Source organism: Actinomadura rugatobispora, assembly GCF_055379765.1.
This window is the reverse complement of the sequence record NZ_AP029191.1, coordinates 8770973-8794861: the sequence shown is the minus strand read 5'-3', so window position 1 is coordinate 8794861 and position 23889 is coordinate 8770973. Positions and strand designations below refer to the sequence as shown.

Below are 23889 nucleotides of genomic sequence, written 5' to 3'. Positions count from 1 at the left end.
CCGACACGCAGAATGATCAACGACCGATGAGGCTGGAGCCATGAGCGACACGACCACGACCGCCGACGTGGAGACCATCGACAACCCCGACGCGAACCGCTACGAGGCGCGGGTGAGCGGGGACCTGGCCGGGTTCTCCCAGTACATCCGCACCGACGAACTGATCGCCTTCGTGCACACGGAGGTCGACCCGGCCTACGAGGGGCGCGGCATCGGATCGGCGCTGGTCCGGTCCTCCCTCGACGCCGCCCGCGTCCAGGGCGTGCCGGTGCTCGCGGTGTGCCCGTTCTACACCGCCTGGATCGCCAGGCACCCCGAGTACCAGGACCTGCTGTACACCAGCAAGAGCCGCGTCACCGACTGACGACCGGGCCCCCTCGGCGTCGCCCCGTGAACGCCTCACAGCGCCGGTGCGCCGGTTGTGTGACAGATGTAACCGTGTGTGAGTCCTTGGCGTGACATGGGGTTAACGGGCGTTTCATACGTTCAGCGCGCTGTCCCGATCCGATGAGGGGGCTGATCGTTGACCGCGCTGGATTCGCAGGCCGCGACGCAGGTGCGAACGGTCTGTTCTTACTGCGGTGTGGGCTGCGGAATCGTCCTGGACGTCACCACGGGGCCGGACGGCCGCCGGAAGGTCGTCAAGGCGACCGGCGACAAGGCGCACCCGGCCAACTCCGGGCGGCTGTGCACCAAGGGCGCGACGACGGCGGACATGCTGGCCGCGCCCGGCAGGCTCACCTCCGCGCTGGTACGGGACGCGCGCGGCGCCGAACCCGTACCGGCGGGGGTGGACGCGGCGATCGGCGCGACGGCCGCCCGGCTGCGCGCCGTCATCGACGAGCACGGCCCGGACGCGGTGGCCCTGTACGTGTCGGGGCAGATGAGCCTGGAGGCGCAGTACCTGGCCAACAAGCTCGCCAAGGGGTTCATCGGCACCAACCAGATCGAGTCCAACTCGCGGCTGTGCATGGCCAGCGCGGGCACCGGATACAAGCTGTCGCTGGGCGCCGACGGCCCGCCCGGCTCCTACCAGGACTTCGACAGGGCCGACGCGTTCCTGGTCATCGGCTCCAACATGGCCGACTGCCATCCGATCCTGTTCCTGCGCATGATGGAGCGGGTGAAGGCGGGCGCCAAGCTGATCGTCGTCGATCCGCGGCGCACCGCGACCGCCGCCAAGGCCGACCTGTTCCTGCAGGTCAAGCCCGGCACGGACCTGGCGCTGCTCAACGGGCTGCTGCACCTGCTGGTCGAGGGCGGGCACATCGACGAGGCGTTCGTCGCCGACCGCACCGAGGGCTGGGAGGCGATGCCGGAGTTCCTGGCCGGCTACCCGCCCGCCACGGTCGCCGAGATCACCGGAGTCCCCGAGGACGACCTCCGCACGGCCGCCGAGTGGATCGGCACCGCCGCCGAGTGGACGAGCTGCTGGACCATGGGGCTCAACCAGAGCACCCACGGCACCTGGAACACCAACGCCCTGATCAACCTGCACCTGGCCACCGGCGCCATCTGCCGCCCGGGCAGCGGCCCGTTCTCCCTGACCGGCCAGCCCAACGCCATGGGCGGCCGGGAGATGGGCTACATGGGGCCCGGCCTGCCCGGGCAGCGCTCGGTGCTGGTGGAGGAGGACCGCGCCTTCGCCGAGCGGCTGTGGGACCTGGCGCCGGGCACCATCCGCGCGGACGGCTCCGGCAAGGGCACCGTCGACATGTTCCGGCGCATGGCCGACGGCGACATCAAGGCCTGCTGGATCATCTGCACCAATCCCGTCGCCTCGGTCGCCAACCGCAGGACCGTCATCGACGGGCTGGAGGCGGCCGAGTTCGTGGTGACCCAGGACGTCTTCGCCGACACCGAGACCAACGCCTACGCCGACGTGGTCCTGCCCGGCGCCCTGTGGACCGAGGCCGAGGGCGTCCTGATCAACAGCGAGCGGAACCTCACCCTGGCCCCGCGGGCCGCCGACCCGCCCGGGGAGGCGCTGCCGGACTGGCAGATCATCGCCCGGATCGCGTGCGCGATGGGCTACGCACACGCCTTCTCCTACTCCGGTGCCGAGGAGATCTTCGAGGAGATCAAGGGCGCCTGGAACCCCGCGACCGGCTACGACCTGCGCGGCGTGACCTACGGGCGGCTGCGCGACACCCCCGTCCAGTGGCCCGCCCCGGACCCGGACGGCCCCGACCGCAACCCGATCCGGTACCTGGACCGGGACGGCGGCGGGCCGGTGTTCCCGACCGCGAGCGGCCGCGCGGTGTTCTTCGCCCGCCCGCACATCCCCGCCGCCGAGATGCCCGACGACGCCTTCCCGTTCGTCCTGAACACCGGCCGGCTGCAGCACCAGTGGCACACCCTCACCAAGACCGGCAAGGTCGCCAAGCTCAACAAGCTCGACCCCGCGCCCTTCATCGAGATCCATCCTCAGGACGCGCGGGAACTGGGCATCGGCGAGGGCGACACGGTCGAGGTCGCCTCCCGGCGCGGCAGGGCCGTGCTGCCCGCCGTGGTGACCGACCGGGTGCGGCCCGGATGCTGCTTTGCGCCGTTCCACTGGAACGATCTGTTCGGCGAGTACCTGAGCGTCAACGCCGTGACCAGCGACGCGGTCGACCCGCTGTCGTTCCAGCCCGAGCTCAAGGTGTGCGCGGTCTCGCTGACCAGGGTCGCCACGCGGGCGGCGATGCCGCCGTCCATCCAGGGCGGCGCCGGAGCTGTGGGCGGCGACGCCCCTCCCCCGGCCGCGGCCGTCTTCGGGCTGCAGGACCTGGCACCGCCCGTCCTGACCGAGCCCGAACGCCGCTACCTCTCCGGGTTCCTCGCGGGGCTGGACGCCGGGGCGCCGGGCGTCCCCGTCCTGCCGCCCACGGCGCCGTTCGGGCAGGACAGCGCGCTGTGGGTGAACGGCGTCCTGGCCGGCCTGTACTCCCGCGTCCCGGCCCCCGTGCCCGCGGCGGAGGCCGGGGGCACGGGTCGCGAGATGGCCGTGCTCTGGGCGTCGCAGACGGGCAACGCCGAGGAGTTCGCGGCCGCCACCGCCGAACGTCTCACCGCGGCCGGGCACCGGGTCGCGCTCCGCTGCATGGACGACACCGACCCGCGCTCGCTCCCCGGCGGCGAGCTGCTCCTGATCACCAGCACCTTCGGCGACGGCGACGCGCCCGACAACGGCTCGGGCTTCTGGGACGCGCTGGCCGCGGACGACCTCCCACGCATGGAGGGCGTGCGGTACGCCGTCCTGGCCTTCGGCGACTCCTCCTACGACGACTTCTGCGGCCACGGCCGCCGCCTGGACCGGCGCTTGCAGGAGCTGGGGGCCGTGCGGCTGGCCCCGCGCACCGACTGCGAACCCGACTACGACGCCTCAGCCCAGGCGTGGCTCGACCAGGTCCTCACCGCCCTGGAGGATCGCCCACCGGCCGCCGGTGCCGCTCCGGCTCCGCCCGCCGCTCCGGCCGCCCCCGCCCGCCGCGCCAAACCCGTCCCCGCCGCCGCCCGCCTCACCGGCAACCGGCTGCTCAGCCGCCCGGGGTCGGCCAAGGAGGTCCGGCGGTTCGTCTTCGACACCCGTGACGGCGACGCCCCGCTCGCCTACCAGGCCGGCGACGCGCTCGGCGTGCGCCCGGTCAACTGCTCCGACCTGGTGGCCGAATGGCTGGCCGCCACCGGCGTCGACGCCGGCACCGTCATCGAGCTGGACGGCGTCGGCCCCGTCCCGTTCGATGAGGCGCTGCACCGGCATCTGGACATCACCAGGATCACCCCGGACCTGCTGCGCTTCGTCGCCGAACGCACCGGCGACCGCGCCCTGAGGAAGCTGCTGCGTCCGGGCAACAAGGGCCAGCTCACCCAGTGGTCCTGGGGCCGCCAGGCCGTCGACGTCATCGCCGAGCACCCCGTCCGCGCCACCGCGCAGGAGTGGGGGGACGTCCTCAAGCGCCTGCAGCCCCGCCTCTACTCGATCTCCTCCAGCCCTCTCGCCGAGCCGCACGAGATCGCGCTGACGGTCTCCGTCGTCCGGTACGACAACCTCCACGGCCGCACCCGCAAGGGGGTCTGCTCGGCCTTCCTCGCCGACACCGCCCCCGACACGCCGGTACCGGTCTTCGTCCAGACCGCACCGCACTTCCGGCCGCCGTCCGACCCCGACACCCCGATGGTGATGATCGGCCCGGGAACCGGGGTCGCACCGTTCATCGGCTTCCTCCACGAACGGCGCGCCCGCGGTCACCGCGCCCCCAACTGGCTCTTCTTCGGTGAGCAGCACCGCGCCACGGACTTCTACTACCAGGACGAGCTGACCGGCCTCCACGACGACGGCCACCTCACCCGGCTCGACACCGCGTTCTCCCGCGACCAGCGCACCCGGACCTACGTCCAGGACCGCATGCGCGAGCACGGGCACCGCCTGTGGTCCTGGCTGCAGGACGGCGCCCGCCTCTACGTCTGCGGCGACGCGTCCCGCATGGCCAAGGACGTCGACCAGGCGCTGCGCGACATCGCCGCCACCCACGGCGGTCTCGCCCCGGACGCCGCCACCGCGTACCTCAAGCAGCTCGCCTCCGACAAACGCTACGTCCGCGACGTGTACTGACCGCTCGCAGGGTTCAGGGGCTCTCGAAACCGGCCGCCGTCAGTACGGTCCTGCCCTGTGCCGAGACCACCAGCTGGAGGAACTCCTTGGCCAGGGCGGGCTGGGGCGCCTTGGCCAGGGTGGCGATGGGGTAGTCGTTGATGGCCTGGGCGGCCTCGGGGAAGTCGATGCCGTGCACCTTGGCGCCGGCGGCCTTGACGTCGCTGCGGTACACCAGGGCGGCATCGGCCTCACCGAGGGTGACCTTGTTCAGGGCGCCCTTGACGTCCTGTTCCAGCGACACCGGCTCGACCTTCACACCGGCGGCGCCGAGGGCCTTCTGGGCGGCCGCGCCGCACGGGACCTGCTGGGCGCACAGCACCACCTTGACATCGGACCCGGCCAGGTCCTTGATGCCGGCGATCTTGCCGGGGTTGTCGGCGGGGGTGGCGATCTGCAGCCGGTTGCGGACGAAGGTCTGCGGCTGCCCCTCGGCCAGGCGCGCGTCGGTGACCGTTTTCATGGTGGCGGGGCTGGCGGCGGCGAACACGTCCACCGGGGCGCCCTGGGTGATCTGCTGGGCCAGGGTGGAGCTGCCGCCGAAGTTGAAGCGGACCTTCACCCCCGGGTGCGAGCCCTCGAAGGTCTTGCCGAGCGCGGTGAACGACTCGGTCAGCGACGCGGCCGCGAACACCGTCACCGTCTTTCCGCTTCCGGCCGATCCCCCGGAGGCGTCGTCGCCGGTGTCGCCGCAGCCGGTGACGGCCGTCGCGAGCAGGGCCAGACCGGCGACCCCGGCGGTCAGCCCGGAGGTCAGACGGGTGGTCAGGTGCTTGAACTGCACGGCGGCTCCTCAGGGGTACGGGTCACGGCCTCGGCGATCACGCGGGGGCGCCGCGACGACCCTTACCTTATCCTTGCAGAAACGACACTCCAAGCCGCATATGGCATGCATCTGCCAGTACCGTGCCCGAGCTGAGTCGCAGATGCGGAACTAGAACGCGTAGTCCCAGGCGATCTCCCAGAGCAGGAGGGAGCCGTCCGCCATTCCGGAGACCGCGTGGTGGGCGTCCGGGGTCATCGCGGCCGAGGCCACGTAGGCGGTCTTGACCTGGTGGAGGCAGCGGCCCTCCTCCAGGTCCCACCAGCGCAGCGTGGTGTCCTCTCCGCCGGACAGGGCGTGGCGGCCGTCGGCGCTGATCGCGACGGAGTTGATCTGGGCGGTGTGGTGGACGGGGAGGCGCCCGCAGGTGCCGGCGGCGAGGTTCCACGCGCATACGGCACCGCCGGTGCCGCCGGACACGGCGTGGCGCCCGTCGGGCGTCACCGCGACCGCGCTCACCGCTTCACCGTGGTCGGTGAAGGTGCGCAGGCACCGCCCGGCCGCCAGGTCCCACCAGCGCACCGTCCCGTCGGCGCCGCCGGAGAGGGCGCGCCGGCCGTCGGCGGTGACGGCCACGGAGTTGATGAGCCCGTCGTGGCCGGTCAGGGCGTGGAGGCGGCGGCCGCGGGCCAGGTCCCACCAGCGCAGGACGCCGTCCACGCCCGCGGACAGGGCGCGGCGACCGTCGGGCGCCAGGGCGACCGAGAACGTCGGCGACCCGGTGCCCAGGGGCAGGGCCGCCCGGCACCGGCCCTCGCCCAGGTCCCACCAGCGCACCGTGTCGTCGCCCACGGAGACGGCGCGCCGGCCGTCGGGCGTCACCGCGACGCCGAAGACGAAACCGTCGTGCCCGGTCAGGACGCGCAGGCACCGGCCGGTGGCCAGGTCCCACCAGCGCAGCGCCGCACCGCTCGCCGACAGGGCGTGCCGAGCGTCGGACGTGATCGCCACCGCCTTCGCGAGGTGGCTGGGCGACTCCAGGCGACGGGTCTGCCGGCTGCCGAGGACGGCGGTGCGCCGACCGCCGTGGCCGGCCCGCCGCCACAGCTCCGCCAGCGCCGGGTCGTGCCCGAAGCCGGGGACGGCCCGCGCCCGCCGCAGTTCCCCGGCGGCGCCCCGGGGGTCGCCGCGGTCGAGGAGTGCGCGGGCGGCGTCCACGCGGTTCCGGAACTCCTCCGCCTGCGCCCCCCAGGTCGAGCGTGAAACGCGGACGGCTGTAGCTCCAGGGCGCGGCACCGCCGGTCGCGAGGTCCCACCAGCGCACGGTCTTGTCGAAGCCGCCGGAGACGGCGGTCCGGCCGTCGGGGGCCATGGTCACCGCGTTGATCGCGCCGCCGGAGGCGGAGAACGTGCGCAGGCAGCGCCCGGTGGCCAGGTCCCACCAGGTCAGGTCGCCGTCCTTGTCCCCGGCGACGGCGGTGCGGCCGTCCGCGCTGACGGCGACCGCGAGGATCGTCGGAGTGATCACGTCGATCACGCGGTGGCCGTAGGTGAGGACGCGGAGGCCGCGGCCCGTGGCCAGGTCCCAGGACCGCACGGTGCCGTCGCCCCCGCAGGACAGGAACACGCTCTCGTCGGCGGCGAGGGCGATCGAGTACGCGGCGTCGTCATGGCCGGTGTAGGTGCGCACGCACCGGCCGGCGTCCAGGTCCCAGCGGCGTACGGTGCCGTCCTCGCCCGCGGAGAGGGCCTGCCGGGCGTCCCGCAGCACGATGATCTGGTTGACCGGGCCGTCGTGGCCGGTCAGCGTGCGCAGGAGGCGGCCGGTGGCGAGTTCCCACCACCAGAGGGTGCCCGCGTGGTCCCCGGCGAGGGCGAACCGCCCGTCGGCGGAGGCCGTCACCCAGCGGAAGGGCGCCCCTTTCCGGCCGGTGAGGGTGCGCAGGCAGCGGCCGGTGGCCAGGTCCCAGCACCGCACCGTGCGGTCCGGGCTCCCCGTCACCGCGAGGCGGGCGTCGGGCGTCACGGCGACCGAGAAGACCGGGTCGGTGTGCGCGGTGAGCGTGCGCAGGCAGTCGCCGGTCTCCAGGTCCCACCACCGCACGTCGCCGTCGTCGCCCCCCGACAGCGCGTACCGGCCGTCGGGGGTCACGGCCACCGAGAGGACGGTGCCGGTGTGACCGGCGAGGGTGCCCAGGCACCGGCCGGTGCGCAGGTCCCAGCGGCGCAGCATCCCCTTGTTCCCGGAGACCATGGCGTACCGGCCGTCCGGCGTCATCGCCACCGAGAGGACGGCGACGTCCTCCTCGGCGACGGTGCCCAGGAGCGCGCCGCGGCGCAGGTCCCAGCTCAGGACCCGGCCGTCCTCGGCGCCCGTGATCGCGCGCATGCCGTCCGGGGAGAGCGCGACGCCGCGCACGCGCCCGGTGTGCTCGCTCAGGACGTTCAGGCACCGGCCGGTGGTCAGGTCCCACCGGCGCACGGTGCGGTCGGACCCTCCGGAGAGGGCGTAGCGGCCGTCGGGGGTCACGGCCACCGACCAGATCTCCTCGGAGTGGCCGGTGAGCGTCGTCGCCCGGCGGTCACCCGGGCTCCATGAGCGCAGCCCGCCGTCCTCGGCGCCCCACACGACGCGCCGGCCGTCCGGTGTGACCGCCACCGTGCAGATCCAGCCGGACTCGCACCGGGCGGTCGACGACGGTTCGCCGGCGCCGCCGCGCTCCAGGTGCACCGACTCCAGCAGCCGAGCGAGGTCTCCGCCGGCCTGCTCCGCCGCCTCCAGCCGCCGTACCAGTTCGTCGTCGGTGATGAGTGCGTCGCGCCAGTGCAGCAGGCCCAGGTTGAACGTCGCGTCCGGGTGCCGCGGGTCGTCGCGCAGAGCCCGCTCCCAGCAGGACTCGGCCTCCTCTCGCCGGCCGCCGAGGAGCAGGGACACGGCCTGGTCGTAGGCCGTGATGAGCCGGTCCGCGCATTCCTGAGCGGTCGGCCGCTCGGCCGGGTCGGCGGCCAGGCAGTCGCCGAGCAGGGCCGCGACCCCCTTGGGGGCCGCCGGGCGCTGGTCGGCGTCATCTCCCGCGAACAGTTCCAGGACGGTGGCCGCCCACGAGCGGACGTCCCCGGCCATGCCGTCGTCCGCGGGCGACGCCGTCCGCCGTGCCGATCCCAAGCCGGTGAGCTTCGCGACGCCGTCGGCGGTGAGCAGCACGCCGGCCGTCCCCACGTCGCCGTGCACCACGCCCGCCTCGTGGACGGCCTGCAGCCCCCACGCCAGTTGGACGGCCATGTCGATGATCTCGCCGGCCGTGGAGAGCCGCCCTGCCCGCGCCGCCTCGGCGAGGTCGTCACCTCGCACGTCCTCGGCGACGACCTCGGGAGCCCCGTCCACGACGCGGACGTAGTGACACCCGCGGACGTTGCGATGCGGCGGCAGCCCCAGCCAGGCCCACGTCTGCTCCGGCAGGACGGCGGACTCCGCCGGGTTCACCCGCGGCCCCTCACGCGGATCGGTGACCGGATCACGCTCAGGGCCACGCCTGCGCCCGAACAGCCGCCGGCTCCTGCCCACCCTGGTCCTCCTCGCGCTGCCGCCCCGACCGGACGTCAGGCTCCCAGACCGCCGCCGGGAGGGGTCCCGGCGATCTCAGCGCGGGCCGCTCAGCCGCCGCGCGCCTTGACCATGGCGGTGCGGCTGACCTTGGTCGCGGCGCTGCGCGGGACGGCGTCGACGAACTCGACGGTCTTGGGCACCTTGTAGGCCGCCAGCCGGCCCTTGGCGTAGGCGATGACCTCGGCGGCGTCCGGCGGGGCACCGTGGTCGGCGGGTTCGACGACGGCGTGCACCCGCCGCCCCCACTCGGGGTCGCGCAGCCCGATGACGACCACGTCGGCGATCCCGGGGTGGTCGATGAGCGCGGCCTCCACCTCGGCCGGGAACACGTTGGCGCCACCGGTGATGATCATGTCGACGGCGCGGTCCTTGAGGTAGAGGTAGCCCTCCTCGTCGAGGTAGCCGACGTCGCCCGCGGTGTGGAACCCGTCCTCGGTGGCGGCGGCCCGCTTCGCCTTTCCGCGGTAGCTGTAGCCCCCGCCGATCGCCGACCGCAGGTACACGGTGCCGATCTCCCCCGCGGGCAGGTCCCGGCCCTCCGCGTCCAGGATCCGCAGTTCGGTGCCCTGGAAGCCGCGGCCGACGCTGCCCTCGTGCGTCAGCCACTCGTCGCCGCGCAGCGCGGTCAGGCCGAAGCCCTCGGTCATGCCGTAGGCCATGAAGATCCGCTCCGGCCCGATCAGCCCGGCCCAGCGCCGCACCAGCGACGGCGGCATGGGCGCCGCGCCCTGCAGGATCCACTGCAGGCTGGACAGGTCGCGCCCCTCGATACCGGGCAGGTCGGCGATGCGCTGCAGCATGGTGGGCGTCGCGGTGAAGGTCGACACCCGGTGCCGCTCGATGAGGTCCACCACGCGGGCCGCGTCGAACTTCTCCATGACCACCAGCCGCTCGCCGCCGAGCAGGTTGTTCAGGGTGGAGAAGCCGTTGGTGTGGTACATCGGCGCGGGCACCAGGATCGTCTCGGGACGCGGGATCGGCTGCCACAGCGCGGCGAACGGCACCACGCGCCGCTCGTCGAAGAGCGCGGGCCGCTCGGTCATGATCACCTTGGGGGTGCCGGTCGAGCCGCTGCTGCAGATGCCGAAGACCTGCGGCGACACCGCGTCCGGGAGGTCGGGCACCGGATCGCCGGCCGTGGCCCGGATCCAGGCGATGTCGGACGGATCGAGGTGCACCTTCGCGTCGATCACCTCCCGCACCCTCGCCAGCTCCCAGTCCGGCAGATCCCAGCGCATCGGCACCGGCACCGCGCCGAGCTTCCACGCGGCGAGCGCGCCGAGGACGAACTCGGGGGTGTTGCGCAGCGCGAGGCAGAGCCGGTCGCCGGTCCCCAGCCCCCGGGCCGCGAGCGCGCCGGCCAGCTGGCCCGACCTGCGGTGCAGCTCCTCCCAGGTGAACGTCACCTCCTCGCCGTCGAGCAGGCACAGCCGCAGCGCGATCTCGTCGGGGCGCTCGCCGGCCAGCGCGGCGACCCGTCGGCCATAGCTCATCGGACCGTCCAAGGCACCTCCATCCAGAACTTCAATGTCGACATCGATATTGAGTTACTGTTCGCCGGGTGTCAAGGCGTTCGTCCGGGAGAAGGACCCGCCCGCGTCAAACGGAGAGGATGGAGACTCCGGCGGTGCCGGGTGCTCCGTAGAGCTGGGCGTAGCCGACCCGGGGCTGGCCCGGGACTTGGCGTTCTCCGGCCTGGCCTCGGAGTTGGAGTACCAGTTCGTGGACCTGGCGCAGGCCGGAGGCGCCGATGGGTTCGCCGTTGGCGATGAGACCGCCGTCGGTGTTGACCGGCAGCCGCCCGCCGATCTCGGTGGCGCCCTCGGCCAGCAGCCGCTCCTGCTCGCCATCGGCGCACAGGCCGTTCTCGGCCATGTGGATGATCTCCGCGCCCGCGTCGGTGTCCTGCAACTGGACCACGTCCACGTCCTCGGGACCGATGCCCGCCTCCTCATAGGCCGCCCGCGAGGCGAACACCGTCGGCGCGTCCGCCTGCTCCACCGCGGCCCACGAGGCGTGCACCTCATGCGCCCCATAGGAGCGCGTGCGCAGCGTGGTGGCGCGCAGGAACACCGGGGAGGAGGTGTAGCGGTGGGCGATGTCGGCCCGGCACATCACCACCGCCGCCGCGCCCTCGTCGGGGCTGCAGAACATGTAGCTGGTCAGCGGGTAGTTCAGCATCCGCGACCCCAGGACGTCCTCCTCCGACAGCGGCTTGCGGCGGAAGGCGTTGGGGTTGATGGCGCCGTTGCGGTAGTTCTTGGCCGCCACCCGCGCCAGCGTCCGGTGCGAGATCCCGTGGTCGTGCATGTACCGGTTGATCTTCATCCCGAAGAACTTGGTCGTCAGGAAATGACCGATGTCCCCGTACCACGACGGCGCGCTGTAGTGGATCGGGTCGGCGGTGAAGGCCCCCGAGTCGTGCTTGTCCATCCCGACCGCGACCCCGATGTCGTACTTGCCCGACCGGATCCCATCGGCGGTCAGCTGCAGCGCGGTCGCCGCGGTCGCGCACCCGTTGTAGACGTCCATGAACGGGATCCCGGTCAGCCCCAGCAGGCCCACGACGGCGTCGGGGTTGTCGACCTCGCGGCTGCCGCCGAAGGCGAACTGCACCTGCCTCCACTCGACCCCGGCGTCGGCCAGCGCGCCGCGGACCGCCTCGGCGCCCATCTCGATCGCCGACTTGGCACCGAACCGCCCGAACGGGTGGATCCCCACCCCGATGATCGCGACATCGCCCATCTCAGCTCGCCTCCTGCTCACCGCGCGGCCTGAAGGCGTACGACATCACCTCGGTGCCATCGCCCTCGGTACGGAAGGTGAAGATCTCCAGCTCCAGCTCCATCCCGAAGCCGATCCGCTCGGGATCACTCACCGTCAGGCGCCCCTCGACGCGCACCTCGTCACCGAGCTGGACCAGGCCGACGGCGAAGGGGCGGAAGGTCTCGGGCGTCTCACCACTGGCATAGGGCTCCTTGGGCAGGAACTCCTGCGTCGTCCACGTCCACAGCGTCCCGGTACGCGGCAGCAGCACCCGCCCCATACCGGTGTCACCACACCGCGGACACGACGACTGCATCGGGAACGTCGTGGCCTCACACCGGCCGCACCGCCCCCCGATCAACTGAGGTCGCTCACTGGGCCAGGTGAAGACATCGGGCGCGAAGGGAATCTGTGGCAACGACGACTCCTAGCGTGCGGGCCGGTCGGCGAGGCCGTCGGCCGTGATGAACCGGCAGCGGCAGGCGGCGATGCGCCAGCCGTCCGGGGTCCGGACAAGCTCGTCGACGTAGACGGCGTGGCGGGAGATGCCCTCGGTCCGCTCGGCGAAGAGCAGGTTCCGCGTGGTGCGGGCGCGGTCGGCGCCGGTCATCTCGATGACCGGGACCCCGCCGAGGTGCAGTCCTCCGGGGGCCGAGCCGGCCATCTTGCGCAGGCCCTCGTGCCCGTCGAACGTGCGCCCGTACACCTCGTAGCGGGCGTCGGGCGTGAACAGCGAGACCCAGCCCTCCACGTCGTCCAGGTCGAGCGTGATGCAGTAGCGCGCCAGCAGGTCGCTGATGGCGGCGTGGTCTTCGGGGGTGACGAGCATCTCGCACTCCTCGTGCCGGCCGGTCGGGGGCGGTCACCAGCGGGGCCTCGGCCGCGATGTACCAGGGCTGACCACAGTAATCTTCTCCCGAACGCGGTAACAATATTGACATCGAATTCATCTATTGATACCGCCCGGCAGCCCGCGCGCGCCGCGGCCGGTCCGCGGGGTCGACGCGAGACGCATGCAACATTGACGTCAATGTAGAAAACTGTCAGGGTCGACGCGACAGCAGATCGCGTAACCATCGAGGGAGGCCGCACATGGCCGATGGCCGGGAGGCCGACAGCCCCGTGCTCGTCGAGGCCCGTGAGGGGGTGGGGATCGTGACGCTGAACCGTCCCGAGACCCTCAACTCCAGTGATGAGGCGCTGCACGCCTCGCTCGCCCGGGTCTGGCCGGAGCTCGACGCGTCGCCGGACATCCGCGCCATCGTCCTGACCGGCTCGGGCAAGGCCTTCTCGGCGGGCGGAGACCTCGGCCTGCTCGACAGGATGACCCGGGACACCGCGCTGAGGGCCCACATCATGGCGGAGGCGGTGGACATCGTCCGCGGGATGACCTCCGTCCGCGTGCCCATCGTCGCGGCCGTCAACGGCCCGGCGGTCGGCCTCGGCTGCAGCCTCGCCGCCATGAGCGATCTCGTGGTCATCGAGGAGCACGCCTACTTCGCCGACCCGCACGTGGCGCTGGGCCTGGTCGCCGCCGACGGCGGCGCGCTGACCTGGCCGCTGCTCACCGGCCTGCTGCGGGCCAAGGAGTACATCCTGCTCGGCGAGCGGCTGCCGGCCGAGGAGGCGCTGCGGCTCGGCCTGGCCAACCGGGTCGTGCCGAAGGGCCAGTCGCTCACCGCGGCCCTGGAGCTCGCGACCCGGCTGGCGAAGTCCCCGCCGCAGGCGGTCACCGAGACCAAGGCGCTGCTCAACGACTCGCTGCTGCGCGCGGTCGGAGCGCTACTGTCGAAGGGGATCGAGAGCGAGTCGGCCTCCTTCGACGAGCAGGCGTTCCAGGCCAATCTGGCGAAGATGCTGAGCCGACGGGGAACGAGCTGACCGGTGAACGTCGAGGACGAGGACGAGCGGTTCCGGGCGGAGGTCCGGAGTTTCATCGCCGAGCGCGCGCCGCGCCTGCGCATGAGCGAGGGGACGCGGGCGCCGCGCGACGCCGGTGAGGAGCGCGAGATCCGGGGGTGGCTCGGCGCGCTGTACGAGGCCGGCCACCTGGGCGCCGGCTGGCCCCCCGAATGGGGCGGCCGTCCCGATCACCGGCCGACGCGGGACCTCATCCTGATGGAGGAGCTGTTCCGGGCCCGCGCCTACCGCCCGCTCGACCAGGTGATGCTGGCCAGCCACGAGATCCTGGAGTTCGGGACCGAGGCGCAGAAGCGCGCGTACCTGCCGCGGATCCGCTCGGGCGAGCACATCTGGTGCCAGCTCTTCAGCGAGCCCGACGCGGGCAGCGACCTGGCCTCGCTGCGCACCCGGGCCGACGCCTCCGGTGACGGGTTCGTCGTGACCGGGCAGAAGGTGTGGTGCACCGACGGGCACTGGGCGGACATGGGCATGCTGCTGGCCCGCACCGACCCGGCGGCCGAGCGGCACGCGGGCCTGACCGCGTTCGTGGTGCCGATGGACAGCCCGGGGATCACCGTCCGCCCCATCCGGGAGATGACGGGATCGGCCGAGTTCTGCGAGGTGTTCCTCGACGAGGTCCGGCTGACCTCCGAGAACGTGCTGGGCCCGGTCGGCGGGGGCTGGTCGGTGATCAACTCGGGGCTCGCCTCCGAGCGCGCCTTCGTCGGCGCCAACGCGGTCCAGCTGGAGATGATGTACGACGACCTGGTCGCCCTGGCCCGCGCGGCCCGGCTGCCCGACGGTAGCCGGGCGATCGACCAGGAGAGCGTCCAGGCCACCCTCGCCGAGCTGCTGGCGAGGACAGAGGCGGCCAAGCTCATCGTCCAGGACACCGTGCGGCGGATCGTGAGCGACGAGGAGCACCCCGCCGACGGCCCCGTGGCCAAGCTGGTCTACACGGAGCTGAACGTCGAGCTGTGCGAGCGCGCCCTCGGCATCGTGGCCTCCGCCGCCCATGTCGACGAATCGGACCGGGAGGTCGTCGAGCGATGGTACGAAGCGTTCCTGTGGTCACGCGCGCTGACCGTGTCCGGCGGGGCCTCGGAGATCATGCGCGGCATCATCGGACGGCAGCTCCTCGGCCTTCCGCGGGCGTGAGCCGATGACGGCGACCGACGGCTTCCCGCGCGCCTCCGCCGAGGCCGCGCGACGGTACCGGACCGCCGGCCTGTGGGACGACCGGACCCTGGCCGACGGCGTCGAGGCGGCCGCCGCCCGCGGGCCCGGCGCGGTGGCGCTGGTCGACAACGAGCGGCGGATGACCCGCGCCGAGCTGGCGGAGGCCGTGGCCGCCGGGGTCGCGACCCTGGCCGCGGCGGGCGTCCGGGCCGGCGACGGCGCCGTGCTGGTCAGCGGCAACACGCGCCACGGGGTGATCGCCTACCACGCGCTGCTGCGCTCGGCGGCGACGGTCGTGGCGCTCGACCGCCGGTGCGGGATCGCGGACCTGCGCGCCGCGCTCGACGTCCTGCCCGAGGGATCGCGGGTCATCGTGCCCGCCACGGAGGCCGGTCGCCTGGGCGAGGTACTCGACCCGGCCGCGACCGTGTCCCTGGAGCTGTTCGACGAGCGGCCCGCACCCGGCGCCACCGCCGCGAGCCCGTCGTCGGCGTGGAGCGAGCCGGACCGCGACCGTGCCGCGGTCGTGCTGTTCACCTCGGGCACCACCAGCCGCCCCAAGGGGGTCGTCCACTCCCTCAACACCCTCACCGCGGGCGCGCGCAACATGGCGCTGATCACCTCCGCGGACGAGGGCACGGTGCAGTTCCTCGTCAGCCCGCTCACCAGCATCACCGGACTCATGCAGGTCCATCTCGCGGCCGACGCGCACGCCGCGCTCGTCCTGGAGGACCGCTTCGACCCGGAGGAGTCCCTGCGGCGCATGAACGCCGCCGGGGCGACGCTGCTGGGCGGCGCCCCGGTCATCGCCGAGCGCCTGCTGCACGCCGCGCTGGCGGACACCAAGGCCGACGCCGGCGCGCGTCTCAGCCTGCGGACGCTCGCCCTCGGCGGCGCGATGCTCCCGCGGCCCCTCCTCGAACTGGCCACCGACACCTTCGGGATCGAGATCGCCCGCGTGTACGGCTCGTCCGAGGCGCCCAACTTCACCGGCAGCCTCCCCGGCGACGAGCGGGAGCGGCGGCTGTCCGACGACGGCGCGCTCACGCCCGGGAGCGAGGTGCGCGTCGGCTCGGCCCAGCACCCCATGGAGGGCCTGCTGCGCGGGCCGTGCCTGTTCCTGGGCTACCTGGATCCCGCCGACGACGACGACGCCTTCGAGGACGGCTGGTACCGCAGCGGCGACCAGGTCGAGCTCGACCAGGGCAGGCTGACGGTCGTCGGCCGGCTCAAGGACGTCGCCAACCGCAACGGCCTGAAGATCTCGCTGGCCGAGATCGACGCCGCTCTCGAGGGTCTCCCCGGCGCGCTCGAGAGCGCCTCGTTCGCCCATCCCGACCCCGCCACCGGGGAGCGGCTCGCCGTCGCCGTCCGGCCGGCGGACCGCGCCGGGATCACGCTCGACGGCGTCGTGGAGCACCTGCTCGCCGCGGGGCTGGCCAAGCGGAAGCTGCCCGAGCAACTGGTGCGCTGGGACGGCCCGCTGCCGCGGACCGCGTCGGGGAAGGTCGTCCGTTCGCGCCTGCTCATGGAGTCCCCCGGGAAGGACGGCGACCTGGCCGCGCGCCTGCGCGCGGTGACCCGGTGACCGCGGGCGAGACGGCACCGGGCCGCGCCGCCGCATCGTCAGAAAGGATCACCTTTGGCTGAACGGACCGCCCGCAGAGCCGTCCTCCCCAATGCCGGCCGCGGCAGGCGGGGCGACGAGGAAACCGACAAGCGCCGCGGCACCGGACGCACCTTCCGGGGGCGCGAGACCCGACGCCGGCTCATCGAGGGGGCCAAGGCGGTCTTCGAGCGCGACGGCTTCCTGCATGCCCGGATCGCCGACATCTGCGACGCCGCGGGCATCTCCCACGGCTCCTTCTACACCTACTTCGTCTCGAAGGAAGAGATCTTCACCGAGATCGTCGACTCGGTCGAGCTCAACCTGCTCACCCTGGAGCCCGCTCCCGCCGACGCCGACCCGGTCGAGCGGATCCGCGCGGCCAACGAGCACTACCTGCTGGCCTACGCCGCCGACGCCAAGATCATGCGGGTCATCCACCAGGTGGCCACGATCGACGCCGAGGTCAGCGAGACCCGCCTGCAGCGCCAGGACGCCTTCGCGCGCGCCATCGAGCGCCGCATCCGCCACCTCCAGGAGGCCGGCCACGCCGACCCCGCGGTGGACCCCGCCTACGCGGCCCAGGCGCTCGGCGGCATGGTCGCCTACTTCGCCGAGTACCTCTTCAACACCGACAACACTTTCGGTTTCGACCTCGCCGGCGCGACCGAGCAGCTCACCCGCATCTGGACGAACGCGCTCGGCATGCACGACGCCGCCGCGGAGCGGGCGCCCGCGCACGACTGAACGGCCGGGCGGCCTGGAGGCGCCGGACGGTCGCGTCCGGCGCCTCCAGGCCGTGGTTCACCAGGTCGGGACGTGGCGCCCGGACGGGTCGGCGCTCGCGGAGCCGGCCGGACGTCCCCCGCCGGACCAGCCCTCGTGCCGGGCGATCGACCGCAGGGCCTGGCGCGGGTTGCGTCCGAGGCGGGCGTCCAGGTGGGCGCGCCGTTCGTACAGGTGCAGGCCGTACTCCCAGGTGAAGCCGATCGCTCCGGTCAGCTGCAGCAGGTCGTGCAGCATGGGGACGGCGCCCTCGGCGACCGCGGCCTCGGCGAGCAGGACGGTCCGTCCGGCGTCCGGTGCCCCGGTGCCCAGCCGGTCGGCCGCCGCCTCGGCCAGGAGGGACACGCCGCGCAGCCGCACGGTGTGGTCGACGAGCCGGTGCTGGACGGCCTGGAACCCGCCGATGGCCTTCCCGAACGCCTTGCGCTCGCGGGCGTGGCCGACCGTCCGCTCCAGCATCCGCTCCAGGCCGCCCAGAGCGTCGCCGGCGAGCAGCAGGCCGTGCAGGCGCTCGACCCGCAGGCGCCCGCCCGGCTCCGCCCTCACGGGCGAGCCCTGCGCCCCCGTGAAGGCGATGTCGGCGCACGATCGGGTGACGTCGAACGCGTGGGAGCTCTGCGCGGTGCAGGTGCCGGCGCGGGGAACGAACACCATGGTGTCGCCGTCAGGCGGCAGGCACAGGAAGGAGTCGGCCTCCTCGGCGCCGGCCACCAGGTACGCCCGCCCGTCGACGCGCACCTCCCCGTCCCGCTCCACCACGGTCGCGGCGGGATCGAGGAAGGCCAGTGCCGGGATGTGCTCGCCGGCCCCTATCTCTTCGAGCAGGGCCGGGCGGCGGGGGTCGTCGAGCCAGCGCGACAGCGCGTGGGCGGCGGCGACCACTCCCGCGTAGGGGGCGCCGTGGAGCGCGGCGCCGAGTTCCCGGGCGGCCGTCAGGGCGGCCGGCGCCTCGTCGCCGAAACCGCCGCACTCCTCGGTGGCGCAGAACGCGGTGACGCCCAGTTCGGTGAGGGTCGGCCAGCGGGCGCGCCAATCAGTGTCGACGACCGGCTGCTGCGAGGGGGCGCCGGCGCCCAGGGCCTTCCTCAGCGCGGCGGCCAGCTCCCGCAGGTCGGCGCGTGTGGTCGTCATGAGTCCCACCTCCGGAGGAGCGCGGCGGCGGGCAGGGCCGGGTCGGTCCGCGTTTCCCGGACCCAGGTTCCCAGTCCGTGGGTCAGTTCGGTAGAGGTTCCCAGCAGCGCGTCCAGGGCCAGGACGCGGCTGTGGAAGTGGTGGTGGTCGTGCTCGGCGGTGAAGCCGATGGCGCCCAGCACCTGGAGGGTGCGCTGGCAGACGCGGCGGCCGTTGCGGCCCGCCAGCGCCTTGACGACCTGGTCGTGCCGCGGCGGGGTGTCCCCGTCCAGCCGTACGGCCGTGGCCGTGACGCCGTCCACCGCGGCCAGGTCCGTCAGCGCCCAGGCCAGCAGGTGCCGGACGGCCTGGAACGTCCCGATCGGCCGGCCGAACTGCTCCCGGGCCGCGGCGTGCTCGGCCGCCAGCAGCAGGCCGGCCTCGGCCGCCCCCAGGATCTCCAGGGCCGCGGCGATCCGGCCGAGGAACCGGCCGCGCGCACGGGCCGGGGCGGCCCGGTCCTCGGGGACGGCCGGGACCGCCGCCGGCGGTTCCCGGTCGATCTCCCGGATCGTCAGGCGGCCGGCGACGGCGACGGTCCGCAGCTCGACCTCGTCGGCGGCGACGACGTCGGCGCCGTGCCCGGGACGGTCGATGAGCAGCGACCGGCCGGCGACGTCGCCCACGACCACCAGCCGCTCGCCGCGGCGGGCCGAGCGGCGGGGGATCGCGGCGACCAGCTTCCCGGGCGACAGCCCGGTCAGGTCGAGGAACGGCTGGGCCATCAGGGCGCCGAGCGCGGCCGAGTCGGCCAGTTCCCGCCCCTGGGCGCGGAACAGCGCCAGCGCGGCCTGGCGGGCCGTGAGGTCGGCCAGTTCGGTCAGCAGGTCCCACCAGCCGAGCGAGGTGAGCGGGTCGCCTCCGTCGCCGGCCCGCAGCGCGCGGCTCGCGGCGTCGACGAACGCGTCATCGGCGCCCTCGGCGAGGAGCGGCCTCATGGCAGCCGCAGGATCTGCTTGGCGATGGTGTCGAGCTGCATCTGCTGGGACCCCCCATAGACGGTCACGATGCGGGAGAAGAGGTAGTCCTGGCGGCGGACCGCCGCGTGCTCGTCCTGGAGTCCGATGGCCAGGTCGGTGTCGTCGGCCAGCGACCAGTCGTTGACCGACTGCTCGGCCGCGGCCAGCAGCAGCTTGGAGAAGGCCGCCTCGGGGCCGGCCAGCGTCCCGGTGACATAGCGGTCCATCACCACGTGGCTGCTCGCGCGCACCGCGGCCAGATCCAGCAGGGCCTCCCCCAGCAGGCCGTCCTCGGCGCGCGGGCCGCCGTCCTCGGCCTCCGCCGCGGGACGGAGGCCGTCGAACAGCTGGCGGTACAGGAAGCAGTGCCGGAACCAGGCGAAGGTCCCCCGCTCGTGGGCGAGGATGTGCATCGCGACCTTCCAGCCGCCGCCGACCTCGCCCACGACCTGGCCGGACGGCACCCGCACCCCCTCCAGGGTCACCTCGGCCAGCTCGTCGGTGCCGTTGGCCTGCTCGATCGCCCTGACCTCGACCCCGGGTGAGCGCAGATCGACGGCGAAGGCGGTCAGGCCGCGGTGGCGCGACTCCCGGGTGCCGGTGCGGGCCAGCACCAGGCACCAGGACGCGTAGCGGGCCCAGCTGGTCCAGATCTTGCGGCCGCTGATCACGTAGCCGTCGCCGTCCGCGGTGGCGCGGGTCCGGACGCTGGCCAGGTCCGACCCGGCCTCGGGTTCGGAGAACCCCTGCGACCAGCGCTCGTCGCCGCGCAGGAAGCGCGGCAGCACCCGCGCGGCGAAGTCGCGGCGGCCCATCGCGAGCAGCGTCGGCGCCAGGATCTCCAGATGCTCGAACAGGGCCATGGCGCCCAGCCCGTGGCGGGCCAGGGCCTCCCACATCGCCGCGCGGTAGGCGATGCCGCCGCCCAGTCCGCCGAACTCCTCCGGCCATCCGCGGCGCGCCCAGCCCTCGTCGAACAGCACCCGCATGAGCTCCGACATGGCGGCGACCCGCTCGGCGTACGAGGGGATCGGCCGCGCCGCGGCGACGAAGGCCGGCGGCCGTGCGGCCAGCCACGCCTCGAAGGCGGCCGTGTAGGTGTGCACGTCGCCGGCCAGGGGGCCGGGCGCGCTTCCCGCGTTAAATTCCGACATTGACGTCAATATAAAGAGCGTGCCCGCGCCGGCGCAACCTTCTGCGCCCCGCATCACAGGGGTAATATCGAAATCGACGTCGACGTCATAGCATGGGGCCATGGACGACTTCACGCTCGAGGACGAACTCGCCGTCCGCACCACGCTCGCCCGCTACTGCCGCACCTGCGACGACGGCGACATCGCCGGGGTGTCGGCGCTGTTCGCGCCGGACGGGGTCTTCGCCGTGCCCGCCCGGAACCTGGAGGCCCGCGGTACGGCCGCCATCACCGCGTGCTTCGAGGAGAGCCAGGGGCCGCCCGAGCGGCGGGGCAAGCACCTGACCCTCAACACCGTCCTGGAGACCGGGAACGGCAGGGTCACCGCGGTCTCGGACTTCCTCTTCCTGCGCCCGGTGGGCGCCCAGCCGGTCCTGGCGATGGCCGGCCGCTACGACGACGAGTTCGTCAAGATCGACGGGAGGTGGGTGTTCGCCCGCCGGGAGGTCCAGGCCGGCCGCTGACGCCCGACCGCCGACACCCGGGCACGGGCGGGCCGCCGGGGGCCGGCCCGCCCGTCTCGCCCGCGGCCACGGTGCGCGCCGCCCCGCGAACGGCGGCGCGCACGCCGGTCAGAGCCCGCCGGTCAGAGCCCGCCGCCGGCGGCCCTCTCGGCCAGTTCGCGGCGGAGGATCTTGCCCGTGGCCGAGGTGGGGAACTCCTCGACGACGACCACCTGGTCGGGCGTCCCTGGAACCGCGGAGCCGCCGCCGGACCCAGTCCCGCACGCCGGCCTCGTCGACCGCCCGGCCGGGGCGGAGGATGACGAACGCGCCGATGCGCTGGCCCCACTCGACGTCCTCGACGCCGGCGACGACGCAGTCGAGCACCGCGGGATGGGCGTTGATCACGTCCTCGATCTCGGCGGGGGCGATGTTCTCCCCGCCGCGGATGATCGTGTCGTCGGCGCGCCCGCGCACGAACAGGTACCCGGCCTCGTCGACGAAGCCGCGGTCCCTGGTGGGGAACCACCCGTCGGCGCCGACCTTCCGCCCGGCCTCCAGGTACTCGCCCGCGACCTGGGGGCCGCGCACCGCGATGTCCCCGACGACCCGGGGCGCGACCGGGCGGCCGTCGTCGTCGTGGATCTCGATCTCCACGGTGGGCAGCGGCCTGCCGACCGAGCCGAGCCGGGCGCGGACGGCCGGGTCGGCCGCGGAGGCCGCCGCGCGGTGGTCCTCGGGGCCGAGGATCGCGATGGAGGAGGCGGTCTCGGTCAGGCCGTAGGCGTTGACGAAGCCGGTCTCGGGGAACAGCCGCAGCGCCTTCTCGACGACCTCCCCGGAGATCTTCGCGCCGCCGTAGGACAGCGAGCGCAGGCACGCCGGCCCCCGCGCGCCGCGGGCCTCCAACTCGGCGACGATCCGCACCAGCATCGTCGGCACCACCATGGCGTGGGTGACCCGCTCCCGCTCGACCGTCTCCAGCCAGCCCTCGGGGGTGAACCGGTCCAGGTAGACGATCCGGCGCCCGCTGTAGAGGTTCGACAGGGCGTTGGCCACCGCGGCGATGTGATACGGCGGGACGCACACCAGCGTGGCGTCGTCCTCGGCCGCGGACCCGAACTCGACCGAACCGAAGACGTAGGCGGCCAGGTTGGCGTGCCGCAGCACCGCGCTCTTCGGCGCGGCGGTCGTGCCGCTGGTCATCAGCAGCACCGCCACCGACTCCGCGTCGATCTCCCACGCGGCCTGCGGCGGCTTCTCCGCGGCGGGCAGGCCGAGGAACTCCTCCAGGCCGATCGCCGGCGCCCCGTCCACCCGGTCCGGGGTGTCGGTCACGACCAGCGGCTCCTTCTGCCGGCCCAGCACGTCGGCGAGCTGCTCGTCGCCGTAGCGGTAGTTGACGGGCAGGAACGGGACGCCCGCCAGCGCGGCGGCGAACAGCGCGACGGGGAACGCCGGGCCGTTCGGCCCCAGGTAGAGCAGCCGGTCCGCGCCGGAGGAGGCGACGCGGGCCGCCCCGGCGACGGCCCTGTCCCGCAGCCCCGCGGCCGTCAGCCCGCCCGCGCGGTCCCCGACCAGGACCCGGCCGGGATCACCGTCGGCGACCATGTCCAGGATCATCGCGAGGTTCATCGGTCCCCGCGTTTGATCTGGTTGAAGGGGACGCCGCGGTCGGCCGCGTGCTCGCGCGGCATGCCCAGCAGGCGCTCGCTGATGAGGTTGCGCGCCATCTCCGAGCTGCCGCCCCCCAGGCTGCCCGCCTGGCGGCACAGGAAGTGCAGGCTCGCGTAGTCGAACTCGTCCCCCTCGGCCCCGACGCCGATCGCAGCGCCCGAAACCTGCACCGTGGCGTCGGCGTGGGACTCGCTCTCCTCGGCGTGGAACAGCCGGGGCACCGAGGCCGCGGCGGGCGGCAGGTGGCCGCCGGCGATCCCGGCCGAGACCCGGTCCACCAGCTGCCGGTGCACGACCGTCATCGCGATCGCCTCGCCGACCCGCCGCCGCACCTCCGGCTCGTCGCCGCGGCCCGACCGCCGGGCCAGGTCGAGGATGTCGGGCCGCGGCCTGGTCGGCGGCTGGGCGTAGCCGCTGGTGAAGATCGAGCCGCCCCCCACGGCGGTGCGCTCGTGGTACAGCTGCCGCGACGCGACCGTCCAGCCGTCGTTGACCTGCCCGACCACGTGCTCGGGGCCCAGCACGACGTTGTCGAAGAACTCCTCGCAGAACTCGTCGGTGCCGTCGGCCATCCGGATGCGGTTCATCGTCAGCCCCGGCGCCCGCGTGGGCATCAGGAACATGGTCAGGCCCTCGTGCTTGGGCTTGTCCGGATCGGTCCGCACCAGGCACAGCCCGTAGTCGGCGCCGTAGGCGAAGGTGCTCCACACCTTGGCGCCGTTGATGATCCAGTTCTCGCCGTCCCGCACCCCCCGGGTCAGCAGGCCCGCCAGGTCCGAGCCGCCGCTGGGCTCGGACAGGAACTGGCAGAGGACCTCCTCGCCCCGGATCGCCGCACCGATGTGCCGCCGCTTCTGCTCCTCGCTGCCCGCCTCCAGCAGCGTCGCGCAGCAGATGCTGAACGAGGGGATGTTCAGCACGATCGGCATCTCGTAACCGTCGGCCTCCTCGCTGAACGCCTGCTGGTAGGCGTGCGGGAGGCCGAGCCCGCCGTACTCCGCCGGGAAGCAGATGCCCGCGAACCCGCCCGCGTACAGCTTCTGCTGCAGTTCCCGGGCGCGCACCCAGTGCGCCGGGTCGTCACCGCTCAGGTGCGGAGCGTTCGGGTCGATGCGCGGCATGTTGTCCGCCAGCCAGGCCCGCGCGCGGGCGCGGAAGGACTCCACGCTCTCGGTGGTGGTCATCGTGTTCCTCTCTCCCCTC

18 protein-coding genes and 3 pseudogenes are annotated in these 23889 nt (G+C 73.6%); 7 read left to right on the top strand and 14 right to left on the bottom strand.

Translation table 11 applies throughout. The annotated features are described in order from the left end of the window. Nucleotides 1–40 precede the first annotated feature (40 nt). Nucleotides 41–364 carry a GNAT family N-acetyltransferase gene (locus ACZ466_RS39560; protein WP_378281494.1) on the top strand — a complete coding sequence of 108 codons (324 nt, stop codon included), beginning with the start codon at nt 41–43 and terminating at the stop codon, nt 362–364. 159 nt (nt 365–523) lie between these two features. Then, a complete protein-coding gene (locus tag ACZ466_RS39555) occupies nt 524–4597 on the top strand; it encodes a molybdopterin-dependent oxidoreductase (protein ID WP_378281495.1) in 4074 nt (1357 codons plus the stop codon). 13 nt (nt 4598–4610) lie between these two features. Here ACZ466_RS39555 and modA read toward each other — a convergent pair whose 3' ends face one another. The 9 genes and pseudogenes from modA to ACZ466_RS39510 form a co-directional block, all read right to left on the bottom strand. Then, the gene (gene modA, locus ACZ466_RS39550; protein WP_378281496.1) at nt 4611–5420 is read right to left on the bottom strand and encodes a molybdate ABC transporter substrate-binding protein; all 810 of its coding nucleotides are present in this window, start codon (nt 5418–5420) and stop codon (nt 4611–4613) included. Nucleotides 5421–5570: 150 nt separating this feature from the next. After that, a complete protein-coding gene (locus ACZ466_RS39545; protein WP_378281500.1) occupies nt 5571–5918 on the bottom strand; it encodes a WD40 repeat domain-containing protein in 348 nt (115 codons plus the stop codon). Nucleotides 5919–6020: 102 nt separating this feature from the next. Further along, a pseudogene (locus ACZ466_RS39540) lies at nt 6021–6281 on the bottom strand (WD40 repeat domain-containing protein); the annotation flags it as partial. Between the two features lie 439 nt (nt 6282–6720). Beyond that, nucleotides 6721–8883, bottom strand: a pseudogene (locus ACZ466_RS39535) (protein kinase); the annotation flags it as partial. Between the two features lie 170 nt (nt 8884–9053). Further along, nucleotides 9054–10499 (bottom strand): class I adenylate-forming enzyme family protein, encoded by a 1446-nt coding sequence (locus ACZ466_RS39530; protein WP_378281497.1) that lies wholly within the window; start codon nt 10497–10499, stop codon nt 9054–9056. A gap of 106 nt (nt 10500–10605) precedes the next feature. Then, nucleotides 10606–11751 carry a thiolase family protein gene (locus ACZ466_RS39525; protein ID WP_464041861.1) on the bottom strand — a complete coding sequence of 382 codons (1146 nt, stop codon included), beginning with the start codon at nt 11749–11751 and terminating at the stop codon, nt 10606–10608. A gap of 1 nt (nt 11752) precedes the next feature. Then, complete coding sequence (locus tag ACZ466_RS39520; protein WP_464044038.1) at nt 11753–12052, bottom strand: Zn-ribbon domain-containing OB-fold protein; 300 nt, start codon at nt 12050–12052, stop codon at nt 11753–11755. Between the two features lie 9 nt (nt 12053–12061). Then, nucleotides 12062–12133 (bottom strand): annotated as a pseudogene (locus tag ACZ466_RS39515) (hypothetical protein); the annotation flags it as partial. A 66-nt stretch (nt 12134–12199) separates the two neighbouring features. Then, a complete protein-coding gene (locus ACZ466_RS39510; RefSeq protein ID WP_378292609.1) occupies nt 12200–12601 on the bottom strand; it encodes a nuclear transport factor 2 family protein in 402 nt (133 codons plus the stop codon). Between the two features lie 263 nt (nt 12602–12864). On the opposite strand from ACZ466_RS39510, the gene ACZ466_RS39505 reads away from it, so the two are divergent. The 4 genes from ACZ466_RS39505 to ACZ466_RS39490 are packed head-to-tail and all read left to right on the top strand — an operon-like array spanning nt 12865 to nt 17206. Next, nucleotides 12865–13653, top strand: a complete 789-nt coding sequence (locus ACZ466_RS39505; RefSeq protein WP_378292606.1) for an enoyl-CoA hydratase/isomerase family protein — start codon at nt 12865–12867, stop codon at nt 13651–13653. Between the two features lie 3 nt (nt 13654–13656). Beyond that, nucleotides 13657–14832, top strand: coding sequence for an acyl-CoA dehydrogenase family protein (locus ACZ466_RS39500; protein ID WP_378292604.1), 1176 nt, complete (start codon nt 13657–13659; stop codon nt 14830–14832). Between the two features lie 4 nt (nt 14833–14836). Then, on the top strand, nt 14837–16441 hold the full coding sequence (locus ACZ466_RS39495; protein WP_378292602.1) for a class I adenylate-forming enzyme family protein: 1605 nt from the start codon (nt 14837–14839) through the stop codon (nt 16439–16441). A 54-nt stretch (nt 16442–16495) separates the two neighbouring features. Continuing rightward, nucleotides 16496–17206, top strand: coding sequence for a TetR/AcrR family transcriptional regulator (locus ACZ466_RS39490; RefSeq protein WP_378292600.1), 711 nt, complete (start codon nt 16496–16498; stop codon nt 17204–17206). A gap of 57 nt (nt 17207–17263) precedes the next feature. On the opposite strand, the gene ACZ466_RS39485 is transcribed toward ACZ466_RS39490, so the two are convergent. The 3 genes from ACZ466_RS39485 to ACZ466_RS39475 are packed head-to-tail and all read right to left on the bottom strand — an operon-like array spanning nt 17264 to nt 20528. After that, complete coding sequence (locus ACZ466_RS39485; RefSeq protein WP_378292598.1) at nt 17264–18376, bottom strand: acyl-CoA dehydrogenase family protein; 1113 nt, start codon at nt 18374–18376, stop codon at nt 17264–17266. Continuing rightward, nucleotides 18373–19353 carry an acyl-CoA dehydrogenase family protein gene (locus ACZ466_RS39480; protein ID WP_378292595.1) on the bottom strand — a complete coding sequence of 327 codons (981 nt, stop codon included), beginning with the start codon at nt 19351–19353 and terminating at the stop codon, nt 18373–18375. The genes ACZ466_RS39485 and ACZ466_RS39480 overlap by 4 nt, the downstream gene beginning before the upstream one ends. After that, on the bottom strand, nt 19350–20528 hold the full coding sequence (locus ACZ466_RS39475; protein WP_378292593.1) for an acyl-CoA dehydrogenase family protein: 1179 nt from the start codon (nt 20526–20528) through the stop codon (nt 19350–19352). Before ACZ466_RS39475 ends, ACZ466_RS39480 begins: the two co-directional genes overlap by 4 nt. Before the next feature lie 100 nt (nt 20529–20628). On the opposite strand from ACZ466_RS39475, the gene ACZ466_RS39470 reads away from it, so the two are divergent. Further along, on the top strand, nt 20629–21030 hold the full coding sequence (locus ACZ466_RS39470) for a nuclear transport factor 2 family protein (protein ID WP_378292590.1): 402 nt from the start codon (nt 20629–20631) through the stop codon (nt 21028–21030). Between the two features lie 108 nt (nt 21031–21138). Here ACZ466_RS39470 and ACZ466_RS39465 read toward each other — a convergent pair whose 3' ends face one another. Further along, nucleotides 21139–22644, bottom strand: a complete 1506-nt coding sequence (locus tag ACZ466_RS39465) for a class I adenylate-forming enzyme family protein (RefSeq protein WP_464041860.1) — start codon at nt 22642–22644, stop codon at nt 21139–21141. Further along, the gene (locus ACZ466_RS39460) at nt 22641–23870 is read right to left on the bottom strand and encodes an acyl-CoA dehydrogenase family protein (protein WP_378292586.1); all 1230 of its coding nucleotides are present in this window, start codon (nt 23868–23870) and stop codon (nt 22641–22643) included. Before ACZ466_RS39460 ends, ACZ466_RS39465 begins: the two co-directional genes overlap by 4 nt. Nucleotides 23871–23889: the final 19 nt, after the last annotated feature.